We start from the raw sequence: 21,735 nt of genomic DNA, 5'->3' as shown, positions 1-21,735 counted from the left end.
CCATACAAAATCTTGTTTTGGTTAATTAAAAGTAACGTTAACGATTGGGTGGTGTTTAAGGAAAGTATTCTTTTATTGAACATCATTTATAAGCTTAATATTTCAATATAACTGTGGGGCATTTATGAGTACTTCCCTAAAAATTGATTCACTTTGGACTGGGTTTCATGTTGCTACAATGTGCGATGGTCGATATCACTGCATAGAAAACGCTGCGATAGGCGTTACCAACCAACGTATAAGTTGGATTGGAAAGGAAGCCGATTTACCTGCTCATCAATCCCAAATAGAACATGACCTTGGTGGTGGCTGGGTTACCCCTGGCTTAATTGATTGCCACACACACTTAGTTTTTGGCGGTAATCGTGCCACTGAATTTGAACAGAGACTGAATGGTGTAAGTTATAAAAGCATCTCTGAAAATGGAGGCGGTATTGCTGCTTCCGTGAAATCAACACGAGAAGAAACCGAGCAACAATTAATACAATCAGCACAAGTTCGATTACAGGCGCTGATCAAAGACGGTGTGACGACTGTAGAAATTAAATCCGGTTATGGGTTATCTACTGAACACGAAATAAAAATGTTGCGTGCCGCTCGAGCTTTGGCAAGCGAACTTCCCGTTGAAATTAAAACCACTTGTTTAGCTGCGCACGCTTTACCACCTGAGTTTAAAGGCCAAGCAAATGCTTACATTGATTATTTATGTAATGAGTTATTACCTGAAGTCGCTGAATTAGAACTAGCCGATGCTGTTGATGCTTTTTGTGAAAATATTGGTTTTAGCACCGATCAGGTAGCACGTTATTTCAACACTGCACAATCTTTAGGGTTACCCGTTAAAATCCACGCTGAACAATTATCTTCTCAAGGTGGCACTGAGATGGCTGCCAACTTTAAGGCACTTTCAGCGGATCATATCGAATATATAACCGAACAAGACGTAAAAGCCATGGCTAACGCAGGCACGGTTGCGGTGTTATTACCGGGCGCATTTTTTACCTTAAAAGAGACACAAAAACCACCTATTGCCCTACTACGGCAATATAACGTACCAATGGCTATCGCTACCGATTCAAACCCTGGGACTTCGCCTGTACTTTCTCTACGATTAATGATGAACATGGCTTGTACTTTATTTGCACTTACCCCTGAGGAAGCCCTAGCTGGTGCGACCATTCATGCTGCCAAAGCACTTGGATTAGCTGAAACTCATGGTGTTTTAAGTATCGGTAAAGTGGCAGACTTTGTTTGCTGGAATGTACAAAGTCCCGGTGAATTAAGTTACTGGATAGGCGGCGACCTTTTGAAAACACGTGTTAAAGCAGGAGAAATTACTCATGGCTAATTTCTTAGGGGATGATGTAGAGAAGGTAGTAAATAGTGAAGTAAAGCGTGCTGTAGATGATGCGGAAGAAAAAGTAATAGATAGTGCAGCAAAAAGTATAAAAGAAAACGAAGTAAATAAAATGCAATCACCCTTTAACTTTTTTCAAGGTGATAGCCCAATCCTAGTCAGCATGCCACATTCAGGTACCAAACTTATAACGGGTATGGAGCAAAGGTTGAGCGAACAAGCGAAAGCATTACCTGATACCGATTGGTTTGTTCCTGAACTGTATGATTTTTTACAAGCGATGAATATCAGTCACATTAGCGCGGATTACTCTCGTTATGTAATTGATTTAAATAGACCCGTTGATGATCGGCCACTGTATACCAGTAAAACAACGGGCCTATTTCCTGACATTCTATTTTCCGACCAGTCGGTATTCTTAGCAGGTCAAACACATTCAGAAACATTGAAAGCGCAAATAAAAAAACAAATTTGGGCACCCTACCATCAAAAAATTACTGATGAGTTAATACGTATTAAAGATAAGTTTGGATATGCCATCTTGTTTGATGCACATAGCATCGCTGCATTTGTACCTATGTTATTTACTGGAAAATTACCTGATTTCAACTTTGGAAATAATAATGGGCTTGCTTGTGCGCCTGCGTTGCTAAATATTTTAAATAAAATAATTGCTTCAACACCCTATCAACAAGTGAGTAACGGTCGTTTTAAAGGCGGTTATATCACTCGTTCATTCGGCAAACCGCATCAGCAGATTCATGCCATTCAATTAGAATTATCACAGGCAACCTACCTCAAGGATGACTGTAATAACTATCAACTTGATCCCGCGAAAAAAACACAAGTAAGTTCGCTTTTACAACAACTATTTCAAGCTTTACTCGCGGCAGGTAACCCAAGCGATTTAAATATTAAGGAAAACAGATAATGAATTTTAAAGAGATGATTTTAGAAGGGATCCCAAACACACTACCAGAAAAAAAACAACGTAGCACCGAGTTAAGCCATGCTCCTAAAAGAAAAGATATTTTAAATCCAGCTGAAAAGAAACTAGCAATAAAAAATGCATTAAGATACTTCTCTCCTGAACATCATCAAGTACTTGCTGAAGAGTTTTACGAAGAGCTGCAAAATCACGGTAGAATTTATATGTACCGTTTTATGCCTAATTACAAAATATCAGCAAGGTCAATTGAAGAATTTCCACATCAATCAAAACAAGCTGCGGCTATTATGCTGATGCTGAGTAATAACCTTGACGATGCAATAGCACAACATCCTGAAGAATTAATTACCTATGGAGGGAATGGGTCTGTTTTTTCAAATTGGGCACAATACCTTTTAACCATGAAATACCTGGCTGAAATGACTGATCAGCAAACCTTAGTTTTATACTCAGGACATCCAATGGGCTTATATCCATCAAATAAAGAGGCACCTAGAGTGGTAGTCACAAACGGGATGATGATTCCAAACTATTCTAAACCGGATGACTGGGAAAAATTCAACGCACTTGGTGTGACTCAATACGGTCAAATGACGGCTGGTTCGTTTATGTATATTGGGCCACAGGGTATTGTTCATGGCACCACCATTACGGTATTAAATGCGGTACGAATGATCAAGGACCGAGACCAATCTACATTGCCTATTTTTGTTACTTCAGGTTTAGGTGGCATGAGTGGTGCACAGCCAAAAGCGGCAGTTATTGCCAAAACGATTGGTATTGTTGCTGAAGTTAATCCTAAAGCAGCTTATAAAAGGCATCAACAGGGGTGGGTTGACGAAGTGCATGAGGAGATGGATAAGCTGATTGAACGTATTCGTTTAGCAATCAAAGTGAACATCCCTGTTTCTTTAGCTTATCTTGGTAATATAGTTGATCTGTGGGAACGCTTAGCAATTGAAGATATTACAATTGACCTTGGTTCGGACCAGACTTCACTACATAACCCTTGGGCCGGTGGTTATTACCCAACAAATTATAGTTTTGAAGAAGCCAATGAGATGATGGCTAATGACCCCGAAAAATTTAAACAAGCAGTACACGACACTTTAAAAAGACATGTAAATGCAATTAATAGATTAACGGCTAAAGGCATGTACTTTTTTGATTATGGTAATGCCTTTTTATTAGAAGCAAGTCGTGCTGGCGCGGACATTTTAAATCAAAATGGATCATTTAAATATGCTTCCTATGTGCAAGATATCATGGGCCCTATGTGTTTTGACTATGGCTTTGGTCCATTTAGATGGGTATGCGCATCATCTGATGGTAAAGATCTTGATACCACAGATCAAATTGCAGCAGAAGTATTACTGGCAATGCACAAGACCGCGCCAGCGGAAATAAAACAGCAGATTGCTGATAACTTACTTTGGATTCAAGAAGCTAAAGAAAATAAGATGGTAGTTGGATCACAAGCTAGGATTCTATATGCCGATGCTGAAGGCCGTATGAGAATTGCCGTCGCTTTTAATAAAGCTATCAAAGAAGGAAGGTTAACAGCACCTGTCATTTTAGGACGAGATCACCACGATGTTTCAGGAACTGATTCACCCTATCGCGAAACCTCAAATATCTACGATGGTTCTCAATTTACTGCTGATATGGCAATCCATAATGTAATTGGTGATTCATTCCGTGGAGCAACATGGGTCAGCATTCACAATGGAGGCGGTGTTGGTTGGGGTGAAGTGATCAACGGTGGTTTTGGCATGATGTTAGACGGTTCAGAAGACTGCGATCGTCGTGTTAAATCGATGCTGCATTGGGATGTAAACAATGGTATTTCAAGAAGAAGTTGGGCTAGAAATGATGGTGCGGTATTTGCAATTAAACGCGCCATGGAAGTGGAGCCAAACCTTAAAGTAACTATTCCAAACTTTGCAGATGATGCACTGCTTGATCAACTTATTAATTAACATTAGGTTCACCTCTGCTCTATCAAGTAGAAGTAAAATAGATATTTAACTGTCCTAGTTCATATCCCTGTTCATATTAAATATATTATGGGCAGGGACATAAGTGCAGGCAATGATATAAGTGATTCAAATAAAGGTAAATCACGTGCTTAATTATCAAATATTATTACCACAGCAGTACAAATCGATGCCTTGGAAAAATGGCCTTGGTAATACGCTTGAAATTGAACGTTATGACGATAAAAATGGGCTATGTTTTCGCATTAGCCAAGCGAGTGTAATTGAAAATGGTCTTTTCTCTGACTTTAGTCAATTACAACGGACTTTGGTATTGCTGTCAGGTAAAGGCATAACACTTAAACATTTTGCAATTGAGTATTTGGATAAACAACAGAACCATAAAGTTAGGTATGTTAATGAATTAATCAAGCCATTAGATATGGCTCACTTTGATGGAGGCGATAAAACGTTAGCAACACTCCATGATGGAAAAATTGAAGATTTAAATATTATGATTAGAAAAACGGATACAACTGCAAACGTTACTGTAATGGAGTTGGGGCTACCATTGGTAATATCAGACTCCCATAAACTATTATATAGCGCTTATTATGCTAATAGTATTTGTAGCTTGCGCCTAAATGAATATAAAGGAAATTCTCATGTTGTTGAATTACCAAAACATAGTTTAATACGTTTAAAAGTAGATCCCAGGTTAATAAACAGTTCTGACAGTAATTTTGCTACTGGCTCGAGTGATGCAAGTGAACATACTCAGGTTACTTCTATAACAGTAACTAAAGGCTCTGGTGTATTCATCGACATCTCAAGTTTAACGGATTAGTTCTAATATTTGTTTGAATTCGGGATCTCGGCAATCTTTTACTAGTTCATATAAACACATCTCTAAACCAGTCGTATTAACACCGCTATTTTGTAATGCATTAATAGCAAGCTGTTTATTCACCGCAAGGCGAGAACCAATACAATCACTAACAAGTTCGACCTTGTAACCTAGCTCTGTCAACCCTTTTGCAGTTTGATATACACAAATATGCGCCTCAATACCGCATATTAACCAAGTTGATACATTGGTAGCACCGATTAGATCTAGAAAATCAGGTGAATCACAGGCATTGAAAGTATATTTTGTTATCAGTTCAATATCATCAAGCAAAATGCTTAATTCATCAACGGTAGAACCTAACTTTTCTGGGTTTTGCTCTAGCCAAATAATAGGCAAATCAAGCGCCTGTGAGCCTTTGATTAACTTTTCACAATGACTTATCAAAGTATCACTATCATCCACTAAACGCGCTAGTTTTCCCTGAATATCAACGACAATAAGTCCGGTATTTTCTCTCATTAACATATGAACCTCCTATTCGAGCGACTATGTTTCTGATATTAATCTGAATCATTGATAATCTAAAGCTATTTTCTAGCGCGTCTTGGAGATGGCTGTACTGCTACAAATAATCAATTCCTTTGAATATAGATTAGCGAAACTCTATAACCGCCACCTGTCACCTTATATTTATACCCGTTACTTATACCTGTTGATGCCCATTAACGGTATCCATTATTTGAGCACCTTGCAGTTTGATATTTTCAGATTAAAAGTAACGGCTATAGAGCAGTCTCAATTCGCACTTGAATTAAAGCCTAGATCCGCATAAAAAGTGCAAGTGCAATTATTTTCTAGGAATAATAATACTCAGTAAAAACAATAAACAACCACTGACCACAATCGATGGACCCGATGGTGTATCGTAATAATAAGAACCAAGTAATCCGCCAATCACCGAAAAGCAACCAATAACAATAGCTAATATAGCCATCATTTCCGGTGTGCTAGCAAAACGACGTGCGGTCGCAGCGGGAATAATCAATAAAGCTGTTACTAATAACATACCCACTACTTTCATCATGATAGCGACGGTTAAAGCTATCAAGCCTAAGAAAAGCCAATTAGTGCGATCCACTGGAAGCCCTTCAACTCGCGCTAAATCTTCATGAATGGTGATCGATAACAGAGGCTTCCAAATCCACATTAACCCTAAAAGAGCAACGCCACCTGCACCATAAATCCAATACAGATCGGTAGCACTTATTGCAAGAATGTCACCAAATAGATACCCAACCAAATCTATTCTTACATCATCCATATACGCTAAGGCGACTAACCCCAAAGAAAGTGAACCATGTGAAAGGATACCTAGTAAGGTATCACTGGTTAATTGACGTTGATATTGGCTAACAAAAAGTAATATCGCCAATGTTTGGCAAATAATAAAAATGCCTAGTGTCAGGTTAATATTTAAAATAAAACCTAATGCAACGCCTAGTAATGCTGAATGAGATAAAGTATCTCCAAAATAAGCTAAACGGCGCCAGACCACGAAAGAACCAAAGGGACCCGCTACTAATGCTACGCCAATTCCCCCTACTAAAGCTCTTAATAAAAAATCATCAATCACTTTTTTTACCCTCTAAATGTTCACAAAATTGGTTATGTTGGTGGCTGTGATCATGCTCAGTAAGCGCATGGTTGTGTTCGTGACTTTTCTCATGAACGTACAATGCCAAATGACTTGCTGCATGCTTTCCAAACAACTGTGCATAAGCTGGATGACTAACAACGACTTCAGGCGTACCACTACAACATATATGCTGATTTAAACAGAGCACCCTATCTGTGGATGACATGACAAGATGAAGATCATGTGACACCATCAAAATGGCACAGTTTCTCTCAGTTCGAACACGGCTGATAAGGCTATATAGTTCAGATTGGCCATGCACATCAACACCTTGTACAGGTTCATCAAGCACTAATACATTGGGATTACGTATTAAGGCACGCGCCATCAGCAAACGTTGTAGTTCACCGCCTGATAATGTGTGTAACGGAGCATCAATGATATGTTCTGCACCGACTTCTGCTAATAATTCTTCAAACGGTTTTTTATGAGTTGTTTTTGCTAATGCTAAAAAACGCCTAACTGTCATTGGAAAAGTGGGGTCAATATGAATTTTTTGAGGCACATAACCAATGGTTATATTGTCAGCAAGCTGTACTGTGCCGGAGGTTGGTTTTTGTAATCCAAGTGCGACTCGTAAAAGCGATGTTTTACCTGCGCCATTTGGCCCAACGATGGTTACTATTTCAGCGGGATTTAGTTGTAAATTGATATTCTCTAAAAGCGTTCGTTCTCCTAATACTAGGTTAATTGCATTTAAATTAAGTAATGCTTTATTCATATGATTTCTTATTCCTTACTCGGCCATAAAGTTGTGAATTTTGGTCTGCTCAATGACTACTTGCTCTTGTTTAATTATTACAAGCGACTATTTAATAATAGAAAATAGTGCAATAAAAATATAAATTAAAAATAAGTAATGTTATCTTATAACAAAATATTACGTTATATTATAACACCACGTACCGTTATAATATAACAAATTTCATAAACTACTTAAGAGAATGCAAGATGAAAAAATTATTATCCCCATTCATATTGATTACAGCCCTGCTACAACATTCAGTACATGCGGTTGAAAGCCCGCAGGTTGCTGTTAGTATTAAACCGATTCACTCCCTGGTGAGTGGTGTTATGGAAGGAGTTGGTACACCACAGCTAATCGTTAAAAGTGGTTCACCACATGGATATACTTTGCGCCCATCAGAGGCGAGAACATTATCACATGCAGATCTTGTTATTTGGGTTGGTCATGAGCTGGAAAGTTTTCTTGATAAGCCATTAAAAACCTTAGCAAAAGATGCCAAAAAACTTGAACTGGCAGACCAGTTAGCTGGGTCATTGTTGACAAAACGAGACTTTGGAAACTGGGAACAGCATGATCATAGTGAGCATGCTGCACATGATGATGACCACGACGATCATAAAGAGCATGCAACACATGATGATGATCTTGACGAACATGAAGAGCATGCAACACATGATGATGATCATGACGAACATGAAGAGCATGCAGCACATGATGATGACCATGACGAACATGAAGAGCATGCAGCACATGATGATGACCATGACGAACATGAAGAGCATGTTGCACATGATGACGACCACGACGGTCACGAAGAGCACGCTGCACATGATGATCATGAAGGTTCTATGGACCTACATATCTGGCTTTCACCTAGTATTGCTCAAAAGATTGTTGATCAAACTAGCAAAATGTTAATTGAAATAGATCCAGCTAATGCTAAGCAATATGAAATAAACACAGTGAAAATGACAGCGAAAATAACAAAGCTTGATCAACAATTACAACAGAAACTAGCACCAATACAAACAGTTCCTTACTTAGTGTTCCATTCTGCATATCAATATTTTGAAACGAGTTATAACTTAAATGCTGTTGGTTCTGTAACCATTGACCCTGAAAGAAAGCCTGGAGCTAAAAGAATTACTGAGATACGAAAAAAAGTGCGTGATTTGAAAGCACGTGCAGTATTCAGTGAACCTCAATTTGAATCAAAATTGGTTACTACCATTATTGAAGATACTGGTGCAAAAACAGCAACCTTAGATCCACTGGGTGCGAATATTACGGCAGGACCAGATGCTTATTTTGAATTAATGAATAACTTAGCTGACGACTTAGTCAAAGGTCTTGAATAAGGTATTAAGTAAGTTCTAAAATTAAGAAACTGATGTTAATAATATTTAACAAAATAATTTTACCGTTTACCTTATAAACATTAATGATAAATCGGTCTTGTGATCAACTTTCAAAGTGATTCAAGACCGATTCTCTTTAGCTTTATGTGTCACCGTTATTGACTGCAAAACTATATGCTTCAAGGTTACAAATTCCATTACGATTAATGACTCTTCCCTCTCCTATATTGTTGATTAAGTACTACAAATACATAGGCACCTACTGCCAATTAAGATGCGATTTCCCGTCACTAAACCAACTATAAGGTAAGATGTCAGATGATTACATTTAGAGAAATGTAGAGTGTTGATGGTTAAATTAATGGATGAACTAATAGGATTAATGTATTAAAAAGTAGTTATTAACATAAGTTACTTGTTGTAATGCTTACTGATTTATAAGGAATTAAATTGACATGCATCAGGCATAGAAATGATATAGGCAAATGGAACAGTACAGTGAAGGGACTTGAGAAAACTGTAAAGGAAAATCTATTCGGTGATAATAAAACCTCACATAGAATAAGCAAAGCAAAAAAATACTGCTACTTATGTGAGTGTTTATCTTTAACAATCGACCAATAATTAATTAGTGGTTGAGTCGTTAACCTTGAACAACACAAAAATAACAGTACTGTTAAATATTTATTTAACACATTGATATAATGCTTGCTTTAACCTTCATTATATCAAGGGTAGTGATATATTTCTTGAGTATTATTTGTTTAGCTTTAAAAAATAATCAAAGATTTCTGGAACGTTACCGTTACCCATATCTGCATCAACTGCCGCTTGCAGATTTGCAGAAGTACCTTCAGCAATTTCAGAAACAGTGCCTAAATCTTTAACCATTTCTAAGAAATAACCTAAATCTTTATTTGCATTGGCGATAGAGAAACCTAAGTCACTTACGCCATCTACTGCATATTTTTTACAAAAGCCCATAAATGGTGAGTTAGATGGGCCTGTCGACATGATATCGAACAATTGTTGGCGATCAACACCCGCTTTATCTGCTACTGCAAATGCTTGAGACATTGCTGTTACTGTTGTCATACCCATGAAGTTATTGATCAACTTAGTTGTATGACCAGCACCTAAAGCACCAAGGTGGAATACGTTTTCACCTTGTTCTGCAAGTACAGGTTTAACTTTATTAAATGTTTCTAAGTCACCAGCAGCCATGATGTTTAATAAACCATCTTTAGCGTGTGCAGGAGTACGACCAAGTGGTGCATCAATCATACCTGCGCCTTTAGCAGCAAGGTCTGCACCAATTTTACGAGTTGATGCTGGAATAGAAGTACCAAAATCAACTAATACAGAACCTTCTTTAATACCAGATAGGATACCGTTATCGCCGTAAACAACCATTTCTACAACTTTAGAAGTTGTAAGACAAAGCATAACAATATCACTTTTTTCTGCTAATTCTTTTCCAGTAGCAACTTCTGTTGCATTACCGCGAGCGATAACTGCAGCAACTGCATCTTTATTAAGATCCATTACATTAACTTGAAAACCACGTGTTTGTAAGTTTTCAACCATGTTGCCGCCCATAAGGCCAAGTCCGATGAAACCGATGACTGGTTTAGTCATAATCTAACTCCTTAAATAGTATTTATTTGTATGTTTGTATTATTATATAATTGATGTGGTTAGAATATAGACCTATTACACAATAAGCAACGTCGAAGCACTCAAAAATGTAGATAAAGTCGATTATTTACTTAATTAGTTGCTGGTTATGTTACCCAGCGCTAATTATTTAAATTGAATAGATCATTATTTAGACTACGAAAAGTGATTTAACACATTGATAAAATACATAATACTCGCAATTATTTCAGGGATACCAAAACTAGAATATTATAACGTAAAGAAATGCAAGGCCTTGAAGTGAAGAGTTAACACGGAAATAAATAGAGTGAAAGGCAAAATTAGGATGAGGTCGGCTTGTTGTTGTAATCATCATATTTGCAAGTAATAACAAATACCAATCCGCATAAAAACTGATCAATATTACTGGTTAAAATTAATGAACACTTCGTTGTACTCAATCCCAATAGCTAGCTATTACTCAAATGCCTTGCCCTCATTGAGTTTCCTTCGCAATTTTTGACCATTTAATTTTTGACTTTTAACCATTTAACTTTTAGCCATTTAATTAAGCGGAATAGTATGAGACGCAATAAATGCAATGTAAAAGCTTGAGGTGATGTCAATGTAACGTTTTTGTTAATATAACTGCTAAAGCTCTCAATAGTTATAGTTGAAAGCTTTAGCCATATGATGATGAAGTTGACTGTAATGTTAATTCAAGATTCAATTAACATTAACTATAAAAACGCTAACTAATCCCAATCCCATTCGTAATAAGCATCCACGGCTTGATATAGACCACTAGAAGCTTCTATATAAAACTGTTTAAATAATTCATAACGTATAGCAAAAATGGTAAATGAGTCGAATACACCAACACCATAGCTGATTTCAACGCCCGGTGCGATAGTCCCTTTAATGCCTACAGATTGTTGGTCGCCCTGCCCACTTGAGGCGAGTGATAAATCATCAATACCCACACTTTTACCAATGTTACCCATTACACCATCGGTTTGGCCTGCCCCTAAATCTATTAATATAGAAGCAAGTTGATTGTTATTGCTATCACTTGAAGCATTAGCAATAGAGTAACCTCGAGTAATGTAAGATAAAGCATTCTGTTGCGACATCGCAGGCTCAGAGAAAATAGTTAACTGCAATTGGTGTGGTGTCCCTGTTACTCGTACACCAGCGGTTACGTTGTCTTCGGTATCATTAGGATCACGTATAGCTTCAATGTTGAGATAAGGTGCATCCGGTTGTCCTTGAAAAACGATACGACTATTTTGTAACACTAACTGTTGTGCTAAGGCTTTATAACTTCCCTCTGAAAAGGTCAATTCACCGTTAACAGTCAGTTCTTTTTTCAGTGCTTTTTTAACAATTAAATCACCGTGAATATAAGAGTCTAAACCGATTGCTTTTAATCGAAGCTGGTCACCTAATGATACTTTTACTTTCATTCTAATCGGTAAATCAGCACTAGTCTCTTTTTCTTTGGCATCGATAACTATCACATCTTTAGAGACGCTAACGGCACTTTCAGGTAACTCTTTGACCGTAATATTTCCTTTATCAACGGTGATCACGCCATCTACAGTGACATGGTCATCTAAAATAACATCAATATTAGGACTCACATAAAGCTCAATTTTTCCGTAATCTTGAATTAACATCTGATCGGCTTCGAAGTGTATTTTACCTTTCAAATCTTGGTTCCAATCGAGCAAACCATTGATATCAGCACGCCCATTCGTTTCTTTATTAGCTGCATCCGAATTACGCATGTTAGCAATACGTTGCGGTATATTAATGGTACTGACTGCTGTGTCTTTAATTGCGACTATGGTATCCAGTAATACATTTGATTTTTTCTTAGCTGGCTTTTTAGTATTTGTGAAAAAATAACCATCAATTTTTGCTTGATTGTCATCTATATCTACTTTTGCATTTAGATCAGTAATTCGTAAAGGTGCACTCGGCGCTTTTACAGATGCATCTGCGATTAATACCTGTCCTGCTAAAGAAGGTTTTTCAAGTTTTCCTTTAACTTTAATATCTGCTTGTAGCTGCCCTGTTAGCCTATCTACCTGTGGAATTAAAATGGCAAAGTTGTCGAAATCAGGCACTGATAAATCTAGGGTTGCATTGATTTGTGGAGTTGCCTGATAAGGTGTTATGTACCCTTCAACGTTTGCGTTAATAAGACCTTCAGATAATGCTTTTACACTAAAATCAGTTTGTTGCTTACCTGTCTTCATTTCAATATGAAATTGTTCTACAGGATAACGAATAACTTCTTTGGTGTTTTTATCAGTATTGATATTTAAAGCCATTGCATCACCGTTAACTTCTAGGTCAATACTTGGTTTCTGATTATTTTTCCAAAATACATCTACATTTGCAGCAAGTGCGCCTTCAAGTGTTAATGTATCGGGAATAAAAGGAGTTAATGATGCAAGTAAAAAGTCATCAATATTAATTTCTATATCACCGTTTTCACCCGCACTAAATTTTTTAATACAAAGTTGGCCATTTTGATCTTTGTTATTGTTAGTTGCTAACCAACAATGAGGGGTTAAATTTATTGTTTGTTGCTCTGTGGTAACTGTAAATGGGTCCTTTAACACTAAAATTCCATGTACCGTTTCAATAACTCCCTTATCTAGAATAGCCGACCAAGTATTAAGTTGTTGTTCAAAAAGCACTGTTAAGTCGGTGTTGACCATTTTACTTTTTAAATCGACATTAACTTGATGCTGGACTTTTATATCGGCGACCGCATTAGGTTTAACATCAATTTTTATTGAATCTATTTTTTGACCATTGCTTCGAATGTTGTTGGCGTTAATGGCAAGGTTAGCCACAGGCAAATCAGATAGCATTGCTTGCCCTTTAATGCTTAAAGCTTCAATATCGTTATCCAAATAACTTAAGTCTTCGACATCTAAGTTACTGTCTATTTCAATTTTATCAATGCTACCCGCTAAGTTAACCTTGCCTTTGATTTTACCGCGACTATCTACAATAATGTTAGTTAGGTTTTGAATATCCAAATCGATACTCAGGTCATTTTTATCTGCCACTTTACCATTCACTAACATTGAATTTTCAGCATTGTTAATCGCTAGATTATTAATGCTGAAACCTTGATTCGCATCACCACTTGCTTTGCCTTTAATCGTTAATGGGCGTTTAAGGTAGGAGCCATTGAGGTCTATAACAGGTAAATTAAAGGTCCAAGCTGGTTGTTTGTTGTCGGCTAACGGCACACTAACAGAATGTTGAATATGCCCACTTAATTGACCTGGGTAGTCTTTACTTAATTCATTAAAGTTAATGCCATTAATACTTAAATCACCCTTCCACGCAAGGTTGCTTAGCCAATTTAAATTCCCGTTAAGTTGTACGTCTCCCTGTAATGTTTTAACCATTAACGTTGATAAATCAAAGGACTGTAAATTACCTTTACCCTTTAAATTGATATCCGCAGGCGGTAAGTCTGTCAGGTTAAGGTGACTATCAAGCTGTAATTGGTAATTATTCAAGTTGCCTTTACTAGCAAGGTAACCTTTGCTACTGGAGATTTCAGGCTCGCCGGATAAAGGCCAGTTGAATTGATCCCACTTAACGGTTAATTGATGTGGTAAGTTTTCACTGTATAAATCCACCGCACTATCAATTTTTGCATTAATTAATTGGCTCAACGTAATTGAAGAATGTAAATCAGCTAAATCGCCTTGACTGTTTAACTTTAATTGTTGGCCTTTTAATAATGTTGTAGGTTGAAGATCTTTAATTTCCTTGAGTGTTGCTTGTAAGGCTAAATCCATCGGATAACGTTGACTAAGGTCAATATCACCGGAGATGGCTAGATCTGCTTCAGGCAAATCTAGGTCAAACTGTTCAATAGTTAATTTAGAACCAAAAAAGGTAAATTGGCTGTTTAATTGATTAATAGAAACTAAATATTTTTTGTTTTGGATTAGTTTAAAACCCTGCACGTCTAATTGTTTAACCGTTAAGTTAACGGGTAAGATTATTTCAGGTAACGTTTTGTCAGTTAAAATAGCGGGAAAACTTGAGAGTAGTTGTTGGCGTGTTTGGGAGTTATTCTTTTTAGTTGCGCTATCAACTTCCGCATCCGCTAAAATTACCGTTAATCCTTTAATACTGGGACTTAGTGCTAAATTATTATCTTGCCCATCAGCTTTTAACAATAGCTGTTTAAGATCAACCTCTACACCTGCCACCTTCACATGGGTATTGTTAATCGCCAGATCTTTAATATTTACACGTAGAGGAAACTCTAAAACAAATGGTTCTGCATTTGGGTCTTCTGGTTCTGCGGGTGTTTCTGATTCTGGTATATTTATATCTGCGCTTGCGATTGTTAATGATTCCAGGCACAGCTCTTCTATTAGACAATTCCAATCAAATTCGTAACTAAGATCCTTGAATTCATATAACGCATCACCATCGACCCAGCGTATTGTTTCATAAACAGGTGAATAAAAAAGACTGCCTTGCTTTAATGACATGGTTAATCTAGGTTCAAATTTTTGTATGGTATTAAAAATTAAATTATTACCTTGGTGTGTAAACAGACCTAAACCAGTGACAAAAAGTAATAAAATAATGAAAACAAAAAGAGTAAACAAAATACGTTTGAGATATTTTCTACTTAACAACAGAAAACTCATAGTTCAGGCCCAATCATTAAATGAATCTTGAATGCATCACCGGTATCCGTTAATGGTACGGCAACATAAAAACGAATAGGACCAACGGGCGATGCCCATACGACACCAGCGCCGGTGCCTACTGAAAGAGGTTCAGAAAAATCTTCGGTTGCTGTACCGACATCAGAAAATGCAGCAATTTTCCAGTTTGGTGCGACTGGAAAACGATATTCAAGGCTCGCTGTCGCAAGGTATGAACCACCAATCAAATAATCTTCGGAGTCCCTTGGGGCCACTTCTTCGTAATCATAACCCCGTATACTTTGGTCCCCACCTGTAAAGAAACGCATCGATGAAGGCACGTTATAGATTGAATCAGAAAAAATGGCTCCGGCTTCAGCAGATGCAATAAACTGATGACCGCTATAGGTTCTGATAAATTTAGTTTGCCCATAGACTTTGATCGCATCCGCCGTAGAAAATAAACTTTCATTAGCAAACTCAAAATATACTAACTGTTTGTCCCCCCAATCGATATTGATTCCACCTTTACTTCTAATTCGGCTAAAACTAACACCAGGCAAAACTAATGAGGTAGAGAACTCCTGTTGACCCTGGGTACCGGACTCATTATCAAATCGAAGATAAATAGTACGCAACCAATCATTATCTAAACGCCAATTACGATTAAAACCAACTACAGTCTGTTCAGTATCGGTATCGTTTTGATCCAGCACTTTATAACCGGCTTGAATTGAAAAGTAGTTATAAAGCGGATCTTCTAAGGGGATTTTATAGGTGGCAGACGCTTCCTGTTTAGGGACTGAAGCGGTAATATTTGTTTCAAATGAATGACCATATTGATTGATCCATGGACGTGTCCAACGAAATTTACCTCGCACACCTTCATCGGTGCTAAACCCTAAACCTGCATTAAATGAATCCTCTGGTTGCATATAAGTTAATACGTGCAAAGGAATCAATCGACCTTGCTTTTTTCGTATGTCGGGTAAAATGGTGATGCTTTTAAAATATCCAGTATCGTTAAGGTCTTGATTGAAAGCATTTAATATTCCCGTATCAAATGGGTCACCTTGTTTAAAATTAAGTAATGATTTAACAAACTCTTTAGCGGGCGTTTCTAGGTCAAAAATTAAATCTCCAAACTGATAACGCTTACCGCTTTCAAACCACAAATGGATGATTGCGGTATTGTTTTTTTGGGTGACTTCAACTGCAGACTTAGTATATTTGGCATCAAAAAAACCATAGCGTAACGCTAGGCTTCTAGCACGACTTTTAGCAGATTCGTATTCACCGTGATCTAAAAAGTCACCTTCCTTGATCGGAAAGTTAAGCATTAGTTGCTGGAAGTTTTTATCGTGTAATGCTTCACCTGTAATACGTAAATCAACCGCTGAAATGGTGGTACGAGTACCAAGATCTACATCGACGGTAACGGTTTGCTTTTTCTCATCGCCAGTCACTGAAGGAGTGATTTTTGCTTGGTAATACCCTAATGCCACTAAACTCTCTTTACCTGTTACAACGACTTCATTCAAATAGGTCTCATCATCGGCGTTGTCAGGTACCGATAGGCCATTTAAAAAAACTTTTAAATTTGCACTGGCTTTATTGTCTTTAATGCCTTTTATCTCGAAACTTACATTTGCAACTACGTTGCTTGAAACAAGACTTAGTAAACAGCATAAATAGAGTTTATAAATATTTTTCATTAACTATTAGGCTTCTCATGTTTGATTGTCGAATTTTGCAATTTAGTTTCTTTGTCTTTCCTACTATTTAATAATTTTTGGAAATCGATGGTCGTTAACGGTGCACTTACCAGATACCCTTGGAACTGACTGCACCCTTTATCGATCAAAAAGTCCAGTTGTTGCTGTGTTTCAACCCCTTCAGCCACAACCTCTAGATTAAGGGATTTACCCATATTAATAATAGCGGTCACAATCAGTTGTTGACTGTGTTGTTGCATCAAATTAACAATAAAAGATTGGTCAATTTTGAGTGCTGAAACCGGTAATATACTTAAGTATTGAAATGAGGAATAACCAGTACCAAAGTCATCGATAGCGAATCGAAAACCAAGTCGGCGTAACTCATGTAATTTATTGATAATCAATTCAGTATTAGAAACTAACACTGTCTCAGTAATCTCTATTTCAATCAAGCTTGGATCCACGCCTGTTTGTAATAAATATTGTTCAATGGTCTCAATAAAGTTGTCTTGTAATAATTGTTTAGGACTCACGTTGAGTGATAAAGTTTTGAAATATTGCGGTAATCCGGTTTTAACCCAATGCTTCAATTGAGTAAACGCATTTAGAAGAACCCACTCTCCTAGGGGAATAATCAAATCAGACTCTTCTGCTACAGGGATAAAATCTGCGGGTTCAACCCAAGTGTTATTACCTTGATACCAACGGCAAAGGGCTTCTGCCCCAACTAATTTGCCATTACTGTTAGTACGAGGTTGAAAGCAAAGCGTAAACTCATTGTTATCCAATCCTTGACGTATTTTGCTTTGTAATTGATGTGTACGATTAATTTTTTCCTCTATTGCTTTTGCAAAAAAGCTAATATTACTTAAAGGGTTATCTTGCGCTGTTTTCATTGCCATTGCTGCTTGGCGAAGTATGTCTTCAGCTTGCAATCCTTCACTTGGGAAATGTGTAATACCGTAGGCAAATTTTAAGGTTAACTTTTCACTGGTTAAATTAAACGGCTGTTTGAGTGTTAATGCTATTTGCTCAGCAAAGCGCATTGATATTTGAGCCGCATGTTCACGGTCTGAGTGTAAATCAGATAAGACGACGACAAACTCACAACCTCGAAGACGTGCAACATAATCAGGCACACTAATGAGTTTTTCTAATCGTCTGGCAATTAAACTTAATAATTGTTCTCCTTTGTGATTACCATCAAGCTCATTAATCGCTGAAAACTGTTGGGCATCAATGACTATTAACGCACCAAATAATCCATTGTTTTGCTGTCTGATATTTTCATCTGAAATATGAGTGATTAAACCTGTTCTATTCGGAAATTCAGTTACTTCATCATACTGTGCCTGATATTTAATAGAGGTATGCAACACCTTGTAGGCCGAAACATCAGTCATAGTACCGATCACACGTAAAGGGTTGCCTTTGTTATCCCATGATACCGTTTGACCTCGCGTTAATACCCAACGGTATTCACCATTTTTGCAGCGGATTCGATGGGAGTTTTCAAAAAATGAATCTCGACCAACAAAATGCTCACAAAAATCATTAAACACGTTGTAAAGGTCATCCTCATGAATACGAGTTTCCCATTCTATAATGTCTGCTTTTATATCTTCTGGTTGATAGCCTAGTATCTCTTTCCAACGGTTGGAAAAAAAGACCTGATCCTGTTTGATGTCCCAGTCCCATACCCCGTCTCGTGCGCCTCTAAGTGCATATAATAAACGTTGCTCACTACCCGCTAGTTCGTTCATGTTATCGGACACACCGACAATTAATTCAGAAAAAGCACGCTGTAAAAAACCTATTTCGCCAACACCTTTTTCAGTTAATTCAGACAGGCTTGTTAAGTCATAGCTACGCATCTCATTTACAAGGCGTTTAAGTGGCACTATCACCAATCGATTGAGTGAATATACGGATAAGCTAACCGTCAGCAATAATAAGGCGCACTGCTTAATGAGTTCAATGAGTTTACTGTGTGCTAGCTCACTGTAGGCACTCTCTAAAGAATAGCGTATAAAAATAATGCCATTAAATTTACGGTTTAAGCTGTTACCTTTAGAGATCATCTGTAAAGGGGCATAAACCACTAACTCTTTACTTTGTTTGAAGTATTTGACTACTATTTCATTATCATTAATAACACGATTTAATACGGCACCTTCATAACGTTCAAGTTGTAGTTTTGAAAACATGTATTTTTCACGGAAGTTATTACTGAGAATAATTTGTTGATTTTTGTCTACCACTGCGACTGTTTGTACGTTCTCATTTAATGCAGCGGTGGATACAAAATCTTGCGCACGCGCCTTTTCAAGGCGCATTAACGCATTGGACAGTGAAGTTTGTAATTGCCCAGCTAAGCCTTTGATATCTTGCTCTGCTTCAACATATAGCTGGTCTTGACTTTGACGAAAATCTTGAATAAAGACCATTGTTTGAAAAACAAAAAATATGCTTAGAAATATTGCGGGCAATATAATTAATAGTGAAACTCTACGAATTTTATTCATAAATTGCCTGCTCTAAGATACGTGTTGATATTAGCGTGGCTAGGTTTGTTTGTATTTGACTTAACATCCTTCTATCACTCATCAACTTACTTAATTCTTCTGCTCTCAATTGCATATTTGAAGGCGAACCAGATAAGAACATTAACGCCTCTTTGGGAGGAATAAAATGCGTATTCGCAAAGGCATTTTTTAGAATATAAGGATATAGTTGTAACCTTACTGACATACTGGCTAAAGCCTCCGCTGTATGCTCTTCATAGAATGCTTGAGCACGGTAAAACTGTTTTAGAAAGTGTGTTATTTGCACTTCTTTTTCTTGGTCCAAATTACCCCGGACGACCATAAGATTAATAATAGGTAAACTTAAGGATTTAGAGTTAATAAGTTCTCTTGCGCCCAATGCTAGTAATTGTTGTTTTACCGGCTCTTTAACAATTAAGGCATCTATATCGCCTCGTAGATAAGCATCTTTAAGCTCATTTTGTTTGACTTCAAAGAGTTGTACTGTTTGATTATTTAACTCTGTTAACGAAAAAACTTTATCTAATAGCAAAGCACCTGCTGCTTTGTTTTCATAACCAATAGAATGCCATTTTAATTGTTCCAGTGTTTTAATTTCAGGCTTTGCCATTAACGCGTCCCCGCCTCTAGAACGGTCAATAACTGAGACTATTTTTAAATCGATTCCTAAAGCGACTAGTGTTAAAACTTCATCCAATGAAAGGAAAGCAACATCGAGTTTAGCTGTCTGAAAAGCTTGAATGACACTAGTAGGGGAAGTCAGTTCAAGTAATGAATATTTATCTTTATCTAGATAGCCAAGTTCACCGGCCAAAAAAGCAAACTCGAAATTTGGCCAAGGTGCAGCACCAATAGTCAGCGGCTTTTGATACGGAGTACATGCCACTATAAACAGAGTAAGGCATAGAGAACTGACAATTTTTAGGCATTTGTCGATATAGATATTCATAACGAGTACATCAGATTAATTAGGAGAGCATTGATTTTACAGTAAAACAGATAAAAAAATAGCGCGTAACAAGTTACGCGCTATAAATACGGGTTGCGGATCAAAATACAAAAAATTAACTACCGGTGTAATCAACTAATGACAGGTCTAAATGTACCTAGCGCAGCATTCTCCTTACACCTTTAATATCTTCCTACCTCCATATTTTAATACCCTTCATAAAGTTACATCATCTGACTATTTTGTAATGCTTTAATACGATCTTCTAAGGGAGGGTGTGACATAAATAAACTTCTTTTCTTTTTACCCGATATACCAAATGCCATTAAGCTACCCTCTAGCTGTGGCTCTGATGTTCTTTGTAATTTTTGTAATGCGGCAATCATCTTATTTTTACCGACCAGTGAAGCAGAGCCTGAATCAGCTTTAAACTCACGTTGACGTGAATAGTACATAACAATCGTGCTTGCAAGTACACCAAATACCATCTCTAATATAAATACAATGATGTAATAAGAGAAACCATGTCCTGAATTTTCATTGTTATTACGCATCGCATTGTCAATTAACCCACCTATAACGCGTGCTAGGAAAATAACAAAGGTGTTAACTACGCCTTGGATTAACGCAAGCGTTACCATATCTCCATTTGCTACATGACTAACTTCATGGGCTAAAACGGCTTCGGCTTCATCACGTGTCATTTGCTGTAACAAGCCAGTACTAACTGCTACTAACGCATCATTCTTTTTCATTCCGGTGGCAAAGGCATTCATATCCTGTGCGTTATAAATTGCCACTTCAGGTGTTTTAATACCCGCTTGTTTAGCTTGTTTTGTTACTGTTTCTAGTAACCAACGTTCAGTATCATTACTAGGGGAAGTAATAACGACAGCACCTGTACTTCGCTTTGCCATCCACTTGGACATAGCTAATGAGATGAAAGAACCACCAAAACCAAATACGGTTGCTAGCACCAATAACCCACCGATACTTCGAGAGTCCATGCCAGTAACTGAAAAAACAATACTTAATACAATACCTAACACTAATATAACGGCTAAGTTAGTTAATAAAAATAATGCAATACGTTTCATGCTGACCTCAATTAATAAATAATACGCCACGAACAGTGGCTTTTGTTGATGTTACTTACGCGTGATAAGTGAGCAATAAATAACAATCTTTTTGACATAATATGACTTTATTTTCATTATGCAAGTAATAAAACCAATATAATTTAT

General features: G+C 37.2%; 14 protein-coding genes. 5 read left to right on the top strand and 9 right to left on the bottom strand.

Features of this window, described 5'->3' with window-relative positions; genetic code table 11:
- The first annotated feature begins 124 nt into the window (after positions 1-124).
- The 4 genes from hutI (at position 125) to MT391_RS01260 (ending at position 5,129) form a co-directional block, all read left to right on the top strand.
- Positions 125-1,348, top strand: coding sequence for an imidazolonepropionase (hutI, locus tag MT391_RS01275; protein ID WP_499496684.1), 1,224 nt, complete (start codon positions 125-127; stop codon positions 1,346-1,348).
- Positions 1,341-2,288, top strand: coding sequence for an N-formylglutamate deformylase (hutG, locus tag MT391_RS01270; protein ID WP_499496683.1), 948 nt, complete (start codon positions 1,341-1,343; stop codon positions 2,286-2,288). Before hutI ends, hutG begins: the two co-directional genes overlap by 8 nt.
- Complete coding sequence (gene hutU / locus MT391_RS01265) at positions 2,288-4,285, top strand: urocanate hydratase (protein WP_499496682.1); 1,998 nt, start codon at positions 2,288-2,290, stop codon at positions 4,283-4,285. Before hutG ends, hutU begins: the two co-directional genes overlap by 1 nt.
- Before the next feature lie 145 nt (positions 4,286-4,430).
- Positions 4,431-5,129 (top strand): HutD/Ves family protein, encoded by a 699-nt coding sequence (locus MT391_RS01260; RefSeq protein ID WP_499496681.1) that lies wholly within the window; start codon positions 4,431-4,433, stop codon positions 5,127-5,129.
- On the opposite strand, the gene MT391_RS01255 is transcribed toward MT391_RS01260, so the two are convergent.
- The 3 genes from MT391_RS01255 to znuC all read right to left on the bottom strand — a co-directional run bounded on the left by MT391_RS01255 (position 5,118) and on the right by znuC (position 7,549).
- Positions 5,118-5,657 carry an isochorismatase family protein gene (locus MT391_RS01255; RefSeq protein ID WP_166372916.1) on the bottom strand — a complete coding sequence of 180 codons (540 nt, stop codon included), beginning with the start codon at positions 5,655-5,657 and terminating at the stop codon, positions 5,118-5,120. The two genes, MT391_RS01260 and MT391_RS01255, sit on opposite strands and share 12 nt — an antisense overlap.
- 322 nt (positions 5,658-5,979) lie before the next feature.
- Positions 5,980-6,762 carry an iron chelate uptake ABC transporter family permease subunit gene (locus MT391_RS01250; RefSeq protein ID WP_499439804.1) on the bottom strand — a complete coding sequence of 261 codons (783 nt, stop codon included), beginning with the start codon at positions 6,760-6,762 and terminating at the stop codon, positions 5,980-5,982.
- Positions 6,758-7,549, bottom strand: coding sequence for a zinc ABC transporter ATP-binding protein ZnuC (gene znuC / locus MT391_RS01245; protein ID WP_166372915.1), 792 nt, complete (start codon positions 7,547-7,549; stop codon positions 6,758-6,760). The genes MT391_RS01250 and znuC overlap by 5 nt, the downstream gene beginning before the upstream one ends.
- Positions 7,550-7,779: 230 nt before the next feature.
- Here znuC and MT391_RS01240 point away from each other — a divergent pair, with 230 nt between their 5' ends.
- Positions 7,780-8,934, top strand: a complete 1,155-nt coding sequence (locus MT391_RS01240; protein ID WP_499496680.1) for a zinc ABC transporter substrate-binding protein — start codon at positions 7,780-7,782, stop codon at positions 8,932-8,934.
- A 756-nt stretch (positions 8,935-9,690) separates the two neighbouring features.
- Here MT391_RS01240 and MT391_RS01235 read toward each other — a convergent pair.
- From MT391_RS01235 to htpX, 6 genes are all read right to left on the bottom strand, one after another.
- Entirely contained in the window at positions 9,691-10,572 is an 882-nt protein-coding gene (locus MT391_RS01235; RefSeq protein ID WP_166372913.1) for an NAD(P)-dependent oxidoreductase, read from the bottom strand.
- 755 nt (positions 10,573-11,327) lie between these two features.
- On the bottom strand, positions 11,328-15,278 hold the full coding sequence (locus MT391_RS01230) for a translocation/assembly module TamB domain-containing protein (protein WP_499496679.1): 3,951 nt from the start codon (positions 15,276-15,278) through the stop codon (positions 11,328-11,330).
- Positions 15,275-16,993 carry an autotransporter assembly complex protein TamA gene (locus MT391_RS01225; RefSeq protein WP_499496678.1) on the bottom strand — a complete coding sequence of 573 codons (1,719 nt, stop codon included), beginning with the start codon at positions 16,991-16,993 and terminating at the stop codon, positions 15,275-15,277. The genes MT391_RS01230 and MT391_RS01225 overlap by 4 nt, the downstream gene beginning before the upstream one ends.
- Positions 16,993-19,521: a putative bifunctional diguanylate cyclase/phosphodiesterase gene (locus MT391_RS01220; RefSeq protein WP_499496677.1), complete on the bottom strand. Its 2,529-nt coding sequence runs from the start codon at positions 19,519-19,521 to the stop codon at positions 16,993-16,995. Before MT391_RS01220 ends, MT391_RS01225 begins: the two co-directional genes overlap by 1 nt.
- A complete protein-coding gene (locus MT391_RS01215) occupies positions 19,514-20,491 on the bottom strand; it encodes an ABC transporter substrate-binding protein (protein WP_499496676.1) in 978 nt (325 codons plus the stop codon). Before MT391_RS01215 ends, MT391_RS01220 begins: the two co-directional genes overlap by 8 nt.
- 224 nt (positions 20,492-20,715) lie before the next feature.
- Positions 20,716-21,588, bottom strand: a complete 873-nt coding sequence (gene htpX, locus MT391_RS01210; protein WP_166372908.1) for a protease HtpX — start codon at positions 21,586-21,588, stop codon at positions 20,716-20,718.
- Between the last annotated feature and the right edge of the window lie 147 nt (positions 21,589-21,735).

The sequence above is a fragment of the Vibrio sp. 1-Bac 57 genome (genome assembly GCF_037546855.1).
Lineage (GTDB): Bacteria > Pseudomonadota > Gammaproteobacteria > Enterobacterales > Psychromonadaceae > Psychromonas.
Note: the sequence above shows the minus strand (reverse complement) of the source record. Positions and strands in the feature narration are given on the sequence as shown.

Bases quoted from the DNA above. Each gene is read 5' to 3' on its own strand.
- znuC (WP_166372915.1), bottom strand. From the start codon at position 7,549: ATGAATAAAGCATTACTTAATTTAAATGCAATTAACCTAGTATTAGGA.
- hutU (WP_499496682.1), top strand. From the start codon at position 2,288: ATGAATTTTAAAGAGATGATTTTAGAAGGGATCCCAAACACACTACCA.
- MT391_RS01235 (WP_166372913.1), bottom strand. From the start codon at position 10,572: ATGACTAAACCAGTCATCGGTTTCATCGGACTTGGCCTTATGGGCGGC.
- MT391_RS01255 (WP_166372916.1), bottom strand. From the start codon at position 5,657: ATGTTAATGAGAGAAAATACCGGACTTATTGTCGTTGATATTCAGGGA.
- MT391_RS01215 (WP_499496676.1), bottom strand. From the start codon at position 20,491: ATGAATATCTATATCGACAAATGCCTAAAAATTGTCAGTTCTCTATGC.
- hutI (WP_499496684.1), top strand. From the start codon at position 125: ATGAGTACTTCCCTAAAAATTGATTCACTTTGGACTGGGTTTCATGTT.
- MT391_RS01220 (WP_499496677.1), bottom strand. From the start codon at position 19,521: ATGAATAAAATTCGTAGAGTTTCACTATTAATTATATTGCCCGCAATA.
- htpX (WP_166372908.1), bottom strand. From the start codon at position 21,588: ATGAAACGTATTGCATTATTTTTATTAACTAACTTAGCCGTTATATTA.
- MT391_RS01225 (WP_499496678.1), bottom strand. From the start codon at position 16,993: ATGAAAAATATTTATAAACTCTATTTATGCTGTTTACTAAGTCTTGTT.
- MT391_RS01240 (WP_499496680.1), top strand. From the start codon at position 7,780: ATGAAAAAATTATTATCCCCATTCATATTGATTACAGCCCTGCTACAA.
- MT391_RS01230 (WP_499496679.1), bottom strand. From the start codon at position 15,278: ATGAGTTTTCTGTTGTTAAGTAGAAAATATCTCAAACGTATTTTGTTT.
- hutG (WP_499496683.1), top strand. From the start codon at position 1,341: ATGGCTAATTTCTTAGGGGATGATGTAGAGAAGGTAGTAAATAGTGAA.